This is a genomic window from Photobacterium sp. J15 (assembly GCF_963870815.1).
Classification (GTDB): Bacteria; Pseudomonadota; Gammaproteobacteria; order Enterobacterales; family Vibrionaceae; genus Photobacterium; species Photobacterium marinum.
The window spans coordinates 348,524-361,257 of record NZ_CAWMUI010000002.1 but is presented as its reverse complement, the minus strand read 5'-3'; the positions used below and the strand labels follow the sequence as shown (position 1 = coordinate 361,257).

The window sequence follows — 12,734 nt, the reverse complement described above, 5'->3', positions numbered from 1 at the left end:
GTGTTTTCCTTTTATTTACAGGTTATCTGTAGAACTTTTTCCCAAATCGCGCGGATCTGGTATCCAATCTGGCTTTCACCCATCTCTACCACGCTCTTTCCAGCGACTTGAGCCTGGGTAACCAGCTTGTCGTAGTCGATACGACCAAGAAGATAAGCGCCGAGTTCTTCACCAAGCGCCTCGATCTGCTCAGTCATATTGGGGTTGATATCCCACTTGTTAACGCACAGAGAAGTAGGCAAACCAAAGTGTCTGGCCAATCTCAGAACCCGCTCAATATCATGCATGCCGGACTGAGTGGGCTCGGTTACCAACACCAGATGGTCCGCACCAGTGATCGAAGCGATAACCGGACAGCCGATACCCGGAGGGCCATCAACCAGAAGCAGTTGGGCACCTTGCTCTGTTGCCACTTTTCGGGCCTCACTCCTTACCAAACTGACCAGCTTTCCGGAGTTTTCGGCGGCGATACCCAAATGGGCGTGAACCATAGGGCCAAAGCGGGTATCCGAGCGATACCACTCACCACACTCTCGCTCAGGGAAGTCGATACAGTTATCTGGGCAGAAATAAACACAAACACCACACCCTTCACAGGCTGTCTGGTCGATGCTATAGCTGTCGTTTTCTTTATCGTAGATAACCGCGTCAAACCGACAATACTCTTTGCACATATTGCAGGAGGAGCACTCATCACTGCGGATAGAGGCCTCATTGCCGCTGTAGAAGGTGTGTTTCTGCTGTATCTCCGGGTTTAATACCAGATGCAGATCTGCAGCATCCACATCGCAGTCGGCCAGTACTGCCTGCTGTGACAGTGCAGCAAAGGAGGCCGTCAGGCTGGTTTTGCCTGTCCCCCCCTTACCGCTAAGAATGACAATCTCTTTCATTGTACTTCGCCCACCCTTGACTCAATTGCTGACAGCAGTTGTTGCAGTTCAGGTTTAAGCCCGGGAATCGCTGAGAGCAAAGCCTCTCCGCGAGAATACGCCTTAGCCACCTCGCGACTTTCCGGGATGCGCAGCATCACCTCAATACCTTGCTCGTCGCAGTAGGCATCGACACAGTTATCCACTTGATCAAACCGATTTATAACCACGGCAAAGGGCCGCTGCAGTTCACGGACGGTCTCAACCGCTATTCTCAGGTCGTGGAGACCAAAAGGGGTTGGCTCGGTGACCAACAGGATAAAGTCAGCATCACGAACCGTAGTGACCATCGAGCATGAAGTGCCCGGCGGCGAATCGATAATTGATAGCTCATTAGGAGAGGTCTTCTGTTTGACAGCACGAATAACCGGGGTGGCCATCGCAATCCCCACATCTATCATCCCCTCAGTAAAGCGAACCCGACCGCTCTTACCTTGTCTCAGGGTGCCGACAGGGTGCATCACCTCGGTGAGTGCCTCATCAGGGCAGAGTCGAGTACACCCGCCACAGCTATGGCACAGCTCTGGGAAGACAATCGCATATTCACCCTGGGTGATGATGGCATTGAACTGACAGATCTCAGCGCAATCGCCACAGCCGCTGCAAAGATCACGATGTACCATAGGGACCGCCACCGAAACCGTTTCAACTGAATCAATCTCCGGGGCAAGAAATAGCTTTCCGTTGGGCTCTTCAACGTCGCAGTCGAGGTAGTGCACAGTCTGCTCTGCTGCGAGTGCCAGGGCTACAGACACAGTGGTTTTCCCCGTTCCTCCTTTACCAGAGGCAATCGCTATCTTCATACCCCTCTTCCAGCGCTTATAGCCAGCTCTGTTGTACTGGTAACTATCCAGTCACCCACCTGGTAGTTGTAGGCGTCGGCAATCACCCCGCACTTGATCTGGGTAAGCAAGAACACCTCTCTATCGGCGGTATTGAGGGTTTCAAAGTTGGCTTGCCCCTTTGCGATAATGACATCGGCCGCGTCAAAAGCAGCTTTGAATGAGTCCGAGCAGTGATGCAGTATGGTCCCCGGTCCATCAGTGCCGTTATCAATAATGCTTGCCAGTTGGTCTATTCCCGCTTCGATAGCATCGGCCTCGACGGCATCATTGATGACTGGAGAACCCTTAACGACATAGGTTACCTTAAGGTGCTTTGGCAACTGCTCGATCAAAAAGCGATCTAATACGGTCTCACCGGCGTTATCTGCCAGTATCATTACATTACCTGCCTGCTGCATCTTCTGCTTTAACTGGTTAACCATCTTGGTATCGATGGGATGACTGTTGGCCTTTTCAAACGAGTCGTTAATTCGCTCATCATCCCAGACCGACAACAAGGCAAAATCCAGGATATTTCCGGCAATCGCAAAACGTAGCGCCAGCTCAAACGGGTCTTCAGATGCTTGCAACAGCTCGGTTACGCGAGGAACCAGTGACAGCGCCACTTGGGTTGATTGTTGCTTAATCTCTAAATAGGGGTCATCGCAACCCACTTCTTGGCGCAAGATGCGGTGAATTCGCTGCCCCATTTCAGGCGGAGAGAGGCTGAGATCAAAGTCTGCTATCTGCCGTGAGATACGACGCAGAGCATTGCCGATCAGCTGCTCATCATCACTGATCCTGCGCCCGGCCTCTAAAGCCTGGCGCATAAAGCAGGGAATACATTCGAGACTACTTCTCATCCTTAGCTCCAGTGTGACTCAACAGTCGCGTCGCTGATCTCGGTAAGCCCGCCAGAAATAAACTGCTCAACACACGCTTTTAGTGAATCCATATCACAGCTAAAGATTTTAACTCCAGCGCTCTGCAGCACCTTAAAAGCTTTAGGACCGCAGTTGCCGGTGATTAAACACTCTGCCCCAGTGGCGATAATATTTTGTGCAGCCTGAATACCTGCGCCCTGGGCAGCGTTCAGATTCTGCTTGTTATCTACAAACTCACAAATATTGCGCTCGGTATCGTAGATAAGAAAACCAGGAGCACGGCCAAAGCGTTTATCCAGCTCACCATCCAGTGTCTGTGAGGAAGTTGTCAGTGCAATTTTCATTTTATTTATCCTTATGCAGGTGCCGGCGGATACCGCCGACACCGTTACTACTTATTCGCTTTGGCTTAGCTGAGTACGGTCAAACCCCATACCCCGTCGCCCCCTGCCAAAACCACGTCTGGCGCAGGAATCCTGACGCTGGCCACAAGCGCAGCCTCTCCCTGCTCTGGCATTACGGCCTTTTACAGCTTTTTTACCGCGACCTTTTTTCATTTCGTTACCCATTGGGCCGGTTCCATCACATCCAGGCATCATTGCCTCCTGTTTCTCTGATTAAATCTTCCACGCGGAAGATCGTTACGCTTGCAGCTATTTCCTGCACCCATACGGCGGCGTCTTTTGCAGCAGCCGGGCATGGAAAACGATGCCTTATCCAGGCCGCCGTTCATCCAAGCGTCTATTAGCTTGCTGGTCTCCCCAGCACAAAACGGATATACCTTGATACCTCGCGCTTCTACGGCGCACTGCAGCGAGTGAGAGATGGCACCACAGACCAACAATTCAACTTTTTGATTATCAAGAAAAGTCAGCTTATCCATGACACAACCGACTGGTAAGGCGAGGTTTTCCTTATGCACAGCCCCCTTGCTGTCTGACTCAACGAGCAAAATCTGTCCCGCGACATCAAACACCGGAGATATCCGGTCGTTCCAGGTTGTAAATGCTGCTTTCATACAAAGGCTCCATCATTGATATCTTAGATAGAGCAATTGGCATTCCAGTTTTTGAAACCGAGCCAAAATCTTTGTATCTACATGTTTTTAAAGGGAATGAATAAAAGAAAAAGAATGCAGGGAAATTACAATGGCTGCATTTGTGCAACCATTATGGACTCAGGTGGTTGCAGCCATGAAACCATTGCAACTATCGGTTGCGACCATTCTGCTTAGGAAAAGGGATCTGTAGGGACTTCATCTTGCGATAAAGGGTGGTTTTGTGGATACCCAACTCACGAGCCGTTGCAGCCCGGTTGAACCTATTACGCTTTAGTGCCTCTTGTATCGACTGCTTTTCTGCCAGCTGACGCGCAGAGCCGATAGCTTCTGGCTGGTCTTTCGGCATCACTCTTGCGCCTAGCTCAGGCGGCAGATAGGCCGGGCCAATCTGCCCATTTGGACAGAGCACAAAGGCTCTTTCAATAACGTTTTCCAGTTCACGCACGTTTCCCGGCCAGTCATGATCCAGCAAAAATGAAATGGCTTCAGGGGAGAGACCAGACACCTCACGGTTCTGCAGGCGGTTAAAGTTGCGTACAAACTGATCAACCAGCAGCGGGATATCTTCCTTACGGCTTCGAAGTGGTGGAAGTTTCAAGTCCACCACATGGATTCGGTAGTACAAATCCTGCCTGAATTCGCCGTTGGCAACCATTGCAGCCAGATCTTTGTGAGTGGCTGCAATGATCCGCACATCACTTTGTTCCGACTTAACCGCGCCGAGCGGCTCATAGCAGTGTTCCTGAAGAACACGCAGTAGGCGCACCTGAAGGGCTGGGTTGATCTCACCGATCTCATCAAGAAACAAGGTACCGCCCTCGGCTAGGGCAAAGCGGCCTGGCTTGTCCTGGGTCGCCCCGGTGAAGGCCCCCTTTTTATAGCCAAAAAGCTCAGACTCAAGCAGGTTATCCGGCAGTGCTCCGCAGTTGATGGCGATAAAAGGTTTATCTGCGCGAGGCCCCATATCATGCACGGCTCGAGCCAATAGCTCCTTTCCGGTACCGGTCTCCCCTTGGATCAGAACATTGCTGCTGCTTGCAGACACTGCCGGCAGCAGCTCAAACAGGTTGCGCATAAGTGGACTGTGACTGACAAAGCCCCCTACTTGGGAGCGCCCCTTAAGCGCATTTCTCAGCGCCTCCACCTCACTTAGATCGCGAAACGTCTCTGCGCCACCGATAACCTGGCCTTCACTATTTTTAAGAACTGCCGTTGATACAGAGACCGGAATGCGCTCACCTTCAGCATTGATGATATAGCAGGATTTATTGATTATCGGAGTGGTATTGTTGAGCGTCTGTCGTAAGGCGCAGTCGGCCTCACACATACTGGACTTAAAAACCTCGGAGCAACGTTTTCCCAAAGCTTCATTCCTTGGGATCCCGGTAATATCTTCTGCAGCCCGATTAAAAAAGCTGATCCGCCACTGGTTGTCTACCGTAAACACACCATCCGAGATGCTCTCAAGGATGGAGTCGGTAAATTCAGTGAGTTTGAGGGGGTTACTATGCTCTTCCATATATCATTCAGTAAAAGTTATACCACTATTGATGATGGCTATATTATACCTAACACAGCGGTAAATCAGGATCTTAGCTCCAAAACAAAAGCCTTCTCGTTGAGACAACACTTATGTTAAAAGCATCTTCCTCGCCATGAAGATAAAACTATCCAAGATGAGTCGATCGAGGTATCGCTCAGCACTCGAAGCTTACCCTAAAGCCTGTCGCTTAACCCGTGCTAATGAGTACTCAAATATTCTCGCTTTTTGACATCCAGAGTGACGTCCGGGAGAAGCAAGAAACAATCAGAGGCACATTATCGCGCCTCTGACAGGTATATTATAAGTAGTAGCAAGTTAGATGTGATCTAGGCGGATATGACTATTTTTCAGGTCATCACGCGTTATGCCTTTGCCATCATTCAGCGCATTAAAATGACGTAATAATCCGGCGAGAGCATGAATAGAGCCCAACAGATCACCTGTGTGTGCAGACTCTGATGATGTGTGCATGTTACGAATTGGGTAACCAATGGTGATTGCAGCACTATCAACACCGGCTAACGCAGCTGCCATACCGTCTGTGCCCATGTCACGACCGGAGAAATCTAACTGATAAGGTATGTCTTGCTCTCGGCAAACGTTCTCTAAAGATTGAACCAAATATTCTGAGGTAACAGAGCCACGACCAATGGTAAAGCCGTCACCCATCTTAAGAGGGTTCATTTTACGGTTACCAATTCCAGGCGCTGCTTCGTAGTCGTGGTTTACATCAGTTGCAATTAATACGTCTGGCTTAAGCTCACCCACTAACTGGGTAGAACCAAATCTGCCAATTTCTTCATGAGTTGCAATGGTATAAAGAACACGGACGTTATCAAGGCCTTCATCTGCCACTAGACGAGCAATCTCTGTGACAGAGAAACAACCCAAACCGTTATCTAAATACGCACCATAAAAAGTATCGGGAGAAACACCATGCTTAATTGGACGGTCTAAAAGAATTGGATCTCCCGCACGTAATCCTAAAGCTTCAACTTGTGCTTTACGATCATTGCCATGAGTATGCAGCTCAAGATAAATAGATTCTGGCTTAATACCCTGTTCACCACTGCGCTGAGCAGGCGTGGAGAAGTGAATTGCGCCAAGAGCCTCAACAGTGCACCCTTCAATCATTTTGAATTTACCGGCCTCATCAGGGTGCTGGCAAAAGACTTTAACTTCATGGCCAATTAACGTTGTAGGCAGGAAAGAATCCGTGTTAATCCATACTTTGCCATCGTCATCTATTTTACGCACCTGCATGCGAATTTTGTCAGCGTGGCCAACAATCATCACACTAACCAGGTCGTCACGACCAGGATGAGAATCGAAAACCAGCCCCGCATTTCCTTTGAATTGATGGATCCCCCAATCGGAAGGCATAAAAGATTCAAATTCAGGTTTGATCACGCCATAGCTCATTGCAGCTTCAAAACCAATTGGTGAAGGTGATGCAAGTACCTTCTTCATAAATTCGAATTGCTCATGTGGCATAGTGTTTTGCCAGGCGTGTTTCTTTTCCATGTCGTTCTCTAAACTCATTATTACGCTCACTAATCCGTCCGTAGGTAATGAAATTTCACTACAAAATTTGATATTCAGTATCTTGATAAAGAAACTTACCATAGACGAAACCTGTTATCTAAGGCTTGCTACGTTTATCCTGCAACCATGAGAAAAGGCTTACATTCACTTGTATTCTTCAGCCTTACCGTATCATCAAAGATTGACTGACTGGATCTTATAGTTATGCCAGCTATTGGCGTGAATTATTCAATAGGAATAAGTAGCTAAGATAATGGTTAACTGGCAATAAAGGCTGATACCTCACAGTAAGAAATTCTTTAGTTAGTTCCCAACTAGTAGGGGCATTTATGCCTTCTGTTAAACCCTTGTTCTAAAAAGAGTAGTTGTGGCAGGTTGTGATTTTGGCAAGGAATATCGTGTTTGCCAAAAGTTTTGGATCTTTCAATTACAGCCTTATTTCTACTACATGATAGAATAAAACAAAAAAAGAAGTCATTTGTCCTCTCGCTGTTGGGTAAATGACAATAATGGCATAAGTGCCCATAATTGCATATTTGCTTCCTCTTAGGGTGAAAACGACTATGTTGCAGTGCTTGTGAGAGAGGTCACTTATGAGTTGTAGTTTAATGCAGTTGCATTAATTAGTGACGTGTATAATAAAAATTCTAATTAAGATCTAAATCTTGGCTGCGTTTATCCTTTTGGCAGTAATTATTTGCAAGAACAACGATTACTCAGAGATAGCGTTAGGGGATAAGGAAAATCAAACCATTTACTCTGAAAAGCGTGTGCACTATCCCAAAGGGATGGAGAAGTATAAGTATATGACAACGTTTGAAGAGAAGCTTTTCGGTTATTACGATGTGGAATCATCAATCATGGGAAGTACGCTTAAAAGAAGGTCGCATAAAACGTCATCCCTGTTTTTTTGGAATGACGATATATATTCACTTAAGACTAAATCACATGAGCATGTAACAGGTGATGACTTTGAGCATGATTTTAGTGAAGCACACCTTTTAAATCATGAGCATGAGGAGTTTTACCAAATTATTTATAATCAAGGCAACTTTATTTGTAGTACAAATATTTCAACAGATTCCGTTCAGTGTTTTCAGTTTATGCGCTAATAGTGGCTTGCCACTCATTGAAACTCCTTGCTTTTCTGATCAGTCTAAGTGGTATTGGTGTAACCAAGTAGAAAAAAGGGTATATAAATATGAAAAATATCTAGAGCAGGCCATTGAACTTCGAAAGCAAGGTGCTTTGAGACACGCCGCGCCTTGCTGATGCCACTGATGACAACTCCAGCGATAAAAGGTCGGGTTCATTTACATATAGCCTTGTCATTTGATAATCAGGAGAATTGAGCATTATCTAAAGGCGCTTAAGGGCCCTTTAACAGAGACTGAGATTTCTGACTCCTTATTTGGACTTGCTGGTACGTACAGAAGCTTAGGCCTTTACGAAAAGGCGATAGTTGTTTTTGAGAACATCATAAACCAATATCCTAATGCGATTAAAACTAAACCATTTTAAGCTATAAAAAAAGCAATTGCGCCCTATGCTGCAAATTTAGATCTGCACTTGGTAGCTTTCGGTGGCGTGGCTATTAGCTTACTGGGCATATATCTTATGCTTATTTTCACATATCTATTTGCAGTATATTGTAATTAGCATTTTTGTGACTTCGCCATACATAGAACCTAAGCCATTCATACTTACTACAGAAATCAACACTCCAAGATTTTAAAAGAGGTGACATTATAGACTGTGGGATGATTTCTTTCTTTAATGGATCTGATGCCATGATATTTTACTACCGGATAATTTCTCTACATGTAGTGGTATGAGAGTCGATACTGGACGTACATACAAACTTACCATCTTCATAAATAACTTTGAAAAATTCTAGCTTAGGGTATTGTTGCTGTGCGGCTTCTACAATATCAGTTTCAATCATCTCCTTGTATTTGTCGTCATCACGAGGATAAGACAGAAATGTATTGTTTTTTGTGAATAAAACGAAATAGGCTGTATGAAAAATCGTATCAGTCTCAAGTGTTGCAATTGAGGCTGTAATCGTGCGGAAACCAAGTATATTTTCTTTTATCTTGTTAATTTCTTTATAGTAATCATTTTCATCTGTGGAATATATAAACTTATCGGAATAAAGAGTTTTAGCAGAAAATTGCCCTATAGTCTTGGGGGTATGGATATTATTTGTATATGTAAGATATAGTAATACACATAGTGAGATGGTTGCATATAAACCAACACATACTTTAGTTGCACTTTTCAACAATCTTCTCCTGAATGTAATCAAAATTTAACTCAACGGAAAATGATAGGTTTTTTGTGTTTCTCTCACCGGTTTTTTTATTCGTAAAGATACAGGATACGTAAAAACTGTCAGGATTCTTGGATATCATTACATTGTGAATATTTTCAGGTAGTTGTTTCTCTATATGTTGATAAAGATTCAGACTTGCAGTGTGGTGATCAAGGATAAACATGACACCATTAGTTTGGTATGTAGTGGTGTTATATTCAGGCGGATTCGTTGCATTCAAGAATAGGTCGTGAGTATAAAAAATATTCACGCTTGCTATTATAAACAGCGCGTAAAATGGCCAATCTTTTACTACCTTTGCTGACAGTAAAGCTATAATGACTTTTTGTTGCAGCGTTAATTCAACATCTTTGTCATCTATTGTTGATGAAGGAACGGTGGCCTCCGGTAGTTCTGGGGCAGGTCGGGTATGTTGAACCTCTATGTGGTCAGGTAGCAACATATAGCCAGCTTTAGGTTTTGTCTTTATGACTTTCTGCTCTTTTCCGTTATCATCAAGTGCTATACGAAGTTGAGATATTGATTGCGCGATATTTTCATGAGAAACAACCCTGCCTCGCCAAACTTCATTAAGTAGCGTTTCTCTGCTGACGTACTCTCCCTCATGTTGGATAAGCATCTGAAGAATTTCACACTCAGTTGATTTGAGTCTCCGTGCTCGCTGTTTTAACGGGTTCGTCAGTTGATGATATGACATTGGGTTGAATGTCCACACGTTTTAGATTAACTCTTATTAATATAAATATCATCTATAATACTACTTCAGCTGAAGACTGAACAGCATCATCTGTTGATAATCACGACCAATTTAAAGCCGTAGGGGATTATTGTGATCTCAGAGTGATTGTTTCTAGATTTTTATCTGATTATTACCAAATTATGGCAATGAAAAAATCTGATACCTTCTGTAGTTATCAGATTTCATATACATTGTCATTTTGACTGACATTTGGAATAAAATAGCTTTAAACACTCAAAATTAGAATATTGACATAATGATGCCTGTATTTGTCTGATTTATGACGTGGTTATTGTTATTAATGTCGTTATTATTGCCAACGTTTATCAATACGATTGCGGTTTATGCCAAGCTATGACATGTCAACCTTAACGATGTTAGGTATTGAGCGAAAAACATGGATTTTTTTCATACATTCAAGAGAATATAAAATATCTACTTAAGCGAAGAGTTATAGGGAAGTGATAATAACATTGAATTTAGGTTCGACGCTAAAAAGATAACGTTTTGATGGCAATTAACGGAGTATTGCGAAGTAATTAGTTATTATTGGTTACCGTTTAGAAATGAAAACTGGCATCTAGATACAATAAGTAGGATGGACAGAGCTGATTCAATACTTCCTTTTGATGATTGTTCGCCTGCAGGGCGTACTCGCACCGGGGCAAATCGTCGAAATGCGAATTGGAAAGATATAACTTTGAACGACCACCTCTTTGTTGTGGGACATGGACATAAGTTTTCAACAAATATGATCAGTTGGAAACTTAATGATGCAGAGCATGTAACTTGGACAGCATCTGAGTTAGCCGATAGACTTGCTTATAATTTAACACATGCAAAAAATTATAATCTTACTATTCATGTGCTTGCTTGTTTCAGTGGCAACAACATCACTTTCTTCTCAAAATCCTTTGGGAAAAAATTAGCTAAGAAATTAAGAGCTAGGGGATTTAGCGGTAACCTGGTTTGCTACAAGGGTGGTGTTGGTATGCTTAAAGCCCGTGGACACCAAACTGGAAGCAGTAGAATTACTGCGGCGCCACATTTTATTTTTGGTTCTGGTGCAGATGTGAAAGGTAAAGCTACTAATAACTCTAATATAAAGTTAAAAATTTAGAAATATCGAGACGCTTAGAAGAGTACATGACAATTATTTGATTATGTATTCTTCTATGACGTTTTAAACACAATATGCAGCCCAGCATTGAATGGTATTTAATCTAAATAAAATTTGTTTTAATGGACTTTAGTACATTCTAAATTACTGTCATTGATGATAAGTAGTGGTTGTGCTTTTCTATTACTTCATACTATGAAAGTAACAACTAACCTGAACATCAGCATCATCTGCAAAGGTGATGGGTTACGATTGAGCTGGGCCGAAACCTACACAATCACAGTGTGGTTTGGTTGGGTTTGAGTATAAAGGTTATACTTTCTTAGCAGTTCTACACTGGCACAAAAGCCGATGGTTACCCCAAAAACCGTCAGGACGTGGTCACGAAAGAATGCATCAGATTGGCGTAGCGCGAGCAGTGAGCTCGGTAGTTGGCACTAGATAAGCGAAAGTAACTTAATCTTCCTTCTATTTATAATAACCGTCCCCTCGTTATTTAAAGTAAGCGTATCACGAAGAAATTAATCGCTGTTCATTAACATTTGTAAATGATCTTATGTTTCCAGTGCCTTACATTATTGTCAATTCAACAAGGAGAATAAGAATGCTGCACTGGAAAGTTACTGATTTTGCTTCATTAACGGTTTTTGAACTGTACGATATACTTAAGTTGCGTGTTGATGTATTTATCACAGAACAACATTGCCCTTATAGTGATTTAGATAACAAAGACACTGATTCCAATACTCTTCATGTGCTTGGCTATCATGATGATAAGCTAGTCGCCTATAGCCGAATTTTACCGCCAGGGCTTGGTTATCCTCATGAAGTTCATGATCAAATCCCGGTCAATGCCTGCGATATTGCCATTGGACGAGTTGTCACCAATCACACATACCGAGGTCAAGGATTCGGCCATCAACTAATGGCTTTCAGTGTTAAAACAGCAAAAGAAAAATGGCCATACAAGTCGATATTCATATCCGCCCAAGCACACCTTGCTTCATTCTACGGCCAATACGGATTTATGACAGCGACTCACCCCTACGAAGAAGACGGTATTCCAATGTTAGGATTAATCTGGTCGCCTAGTATGGAGAAAGTAGTCTAATTCCAGCCAACCTCTAGTATTTTATCTGGCAAAAAATAAACAATAATATCTGTATAGTGTACGGCATATAAGTCTCACTGAAGTTCAATATCTTCAGTTAACACGTCCATAAACAAAGAGATAAAAATGAAAGGAACAACTTTAAGAAAATTATTGAGAGTCATCCACTTCATCAGTACTGCATTAGTAGGAAGTTATATTTACTCCCCTTGGAGCTCAAATCTGATCTTTGAAAACATCATTATGTGGGGAGGTGTTCCTATACTTACACTTTCGGGGCTAGCCATGTGGAAACAAGGAATGCTCATGAACTGGATTCGTTGAAAAACCCAATCCATTAGATCTTCGTGATCAAATATCTAACTTTGAACAGATAAATACGTAATTTGAATATGCGGGCTAATCGATTAAACATTATTCATTAATAAAACATTGAATAGCCTGCAATAAAATTTCAAAGGTCTCATCTGCTTAAATAAACACACTCTAATTTTTCATTTAAAACCAATTTTAACCGTTTATATCCTACTTCAACCAACTGAAGTGGCATAGTTAAATTAGCCACCTAATAAGAGAGATATCACCAAAGAACATAGGAACCTTAAAGAGCAGAAGAGCTACACCATAAAAACAATCGCCACCAC

General features: G+C 43.3%; 14 protein-coding genes. 4 read left to right on the top strand and 10 right to left on the bottom strand.

All coding sequences use genetic code 11. The features are described from left to right. Positions 1 to 11 precede the first annotated feature (11 nt). The 8 genes from AACQ93_RS18490 to AACQ93_RS18455 form a co-directional block, all read right to left on the bottom strand. A complete protein-coding gene (locus tag AACQ93_RS18490; RefSeq protein WP_064607618.1) occupies positions 12 to 890 on the bottom strand; it encodes an ATP-binding protein in 879 nt (292 codons plus the stop codon). Further along, positions 887 to 1,732: an ATP-binding protein gene (locus tag AACQ93_RS18485; RefSeq protein ID WP_064607616.1), complete on the bottom strand. Its 846-nt coding sequence runs from the start codon at positions 1,730 to 1,732 to the stop codon at positions 887 to 889. The genes AACQ93_RS18490 and AACQ93_RS18485 overlap by 4 nt, the downstream gene beginning before the upstream one ends. Then, on the bottom strand, positions 1,729 to 2,616 hold the full coding sequence (locus AACQ93_RS18480; protein WP_064607614.1) for a damage-control phosphatase ARMT1 family protein: 888 nt from the start codon (positions 2,614 to 2,616) through the stop codon (positions 1,729 to 1,731). The genes AACQ93_RS18485 and AACQ93_RS18480 overlap by 4 nt, the downstream gene beginning before the upstream one ends. 2 nt (positions 2,617 to 2,618) lie before the next feature. Beyond that, complete coding sequence (locus AACQ93_RS18475; protein ID WP_007463787.1) at positions 2,619 to 2,981, bottom strand: NifB/NifX family molybdenum-iron cluster-binding protein; 363 nt, start codon at positions 2,979 to 2,981, stop codon at positions 2,619 to 2,621. A 51-nt stretch (positions 2,982 to 3,032) separates the two neighbouring features. Next, positions 3,033 to 3,233 carry a hypothetical protein gene (locus tag AACQ93_RS18470; protein ID WP_064607612.1) on the bottom strand — a complete coding sequence of 67 codons (201 nt, stop codon included), beginning with the start codon at positions 3,231 to 3,233 and terminating at the stop codon, positions 3,033 to 3,035. Next, the gene (locus AACQ93_RS18465) at positions 3,233 to 3,655 is read right to left on the bottom strand and encodes a NifB/NifX family molybdenum-iron cluster-binding protein (protein WP_051035742.1); all 423 of its coding nucleotides are present in this window, start codon (positions 3,653 to 3,655) and stop codon (positions 3,233 to 3,235) included. The genes AACQ93_RS18470 and AACQ93_RS18465 overlap by 1 nt, the downstream gene beginning before the upstream one ends. Positions 3,656 to 3,845: 190 nt before the next feature. Continuing rightward, positions 3,846 to 5,216 (bottom strand): sigma-54 interaction domain-containing protein, encoded by a 1,371-nt coding sequence (locus tag AACQ93_RS18460; RefSeq protein ID WP_064607610.1) that lies wholly within the window; start codon positions 5,214 to 5,216, stop codon positions 3,846 to 3,848. Between the two features lie 339 nt (positions 5,217 to 5,555). After that, positions 5,556 to 6,764, bottom strand: a complete 1,209-nt coding sequence (locus AACQ93_RS18455) for a M20/M25/M40 family metallo-hydrolase (RefSeq protein ID WP_064607609.1) — start codon at positions 6,762 to 6,764, stop codon at positions 5,556 to 5,558. Positions 6,765 to 7,450: 686 nt separating this feature from the next. Between AACQ93_RS18455 and AACQ93_RS18450 the strand changes: the two genes are divergently transcribed. Then, positions 7,451 to 7,897: a hypothetical protein gene (locus tag AACQ93_RS18450; RefSeq protein ID WP_064607607.1), complete on the top strand. Its 447-nt coding sequence runs from the start codon at positions 7,451 to 7,453 to the stop codon at positions 7,895 to 7,897. A gap of 689 nt (positions 7,898 to 8,586) precedes the next feature. Here AACQ93_RS18450 and AACQ93_RS18445 read toward each other — a convergent pair. Together AACQ93_RS18445 and AACQ93_RS18440 are read right to left on the bottom strand one after the other, a co-directional pair. Next, positions 8,587 to 9,069, bottom strand: a complete 483-nt coding sequence (locus AACQ93_RS18445; protein WP_064607604.1) for a hypothetical protein — start codon at positions 9,067 to 9,069, stop codon at positions 8,587 to 8,589. Continuing rightward, on the bottom strand, positions 9,053 to 9,817 hold the full coding sequence (locus AACQ93_RS18440) for a winged helix-turn-helix domain-containing protein (protein WP_084419315.1): 765 nt from the start codon (positions 9,815 to 9,817) through the stop codon (positions 9,053 to 9,055). Before AACQ93_RS18440 ends, AACQ93_RS18445 begins: the two co-directional genes overlap by 17 nt. A 640-nt stretch (positions 9,818 to 10,457) precedes the next feature. On the opposite strand from AACQ93_RS18440, the gene AACQ93_RS18435 reads away from it, so the two are divergent. The 3 genes from AACQ93_RS18435 to AACQ93_RS18425 all read left to right on the top strand — a co-directional run bounded on the left by AACQ93_RS18435 (position 10,458) and on the right by AACQ93_RS18425 (position 12,414). Further along, positions 10,458 to 10,979 carry a hypothetical protein gene (locus AACQ93_RS18435; RefSeq protein ID WP_064607600.1) on the top strand — a complete coding sequence of 174 codons (522 nt, stop codon included), beginning with the start codon at positions 10,458 to 10,460 and terminating at the stop codon, positions 10,977 to 10,979. A 604-nt stretch (positions 10,980 to 11,583) separates the two neighbouring features. Then, positions 11,584 to 12,090: a GNAT family N-acetyltransferase gene (locus AACQ93_RS18430; protein ID WP_064607599.1), complete on the top strand. Its 507-nt coding sequence runs from the start codon at positions 11,584 to 11,586 to the stop codon at positions 12,088 to 12,090. 126 nt (positions 12,091 to 12,216) lie between these two features. Next, a complete protein-coding gene (locus tag AACQ93_RS18425; protein ID WP_064607596.1) occupies positions 12,217 to 12,414 on the top strand; it encodes a hypothetical protein in 198 nt (65 codons plus the stop codon). Positions 12,415 to 12,734 lie beyond the last annotated feature (320 nt).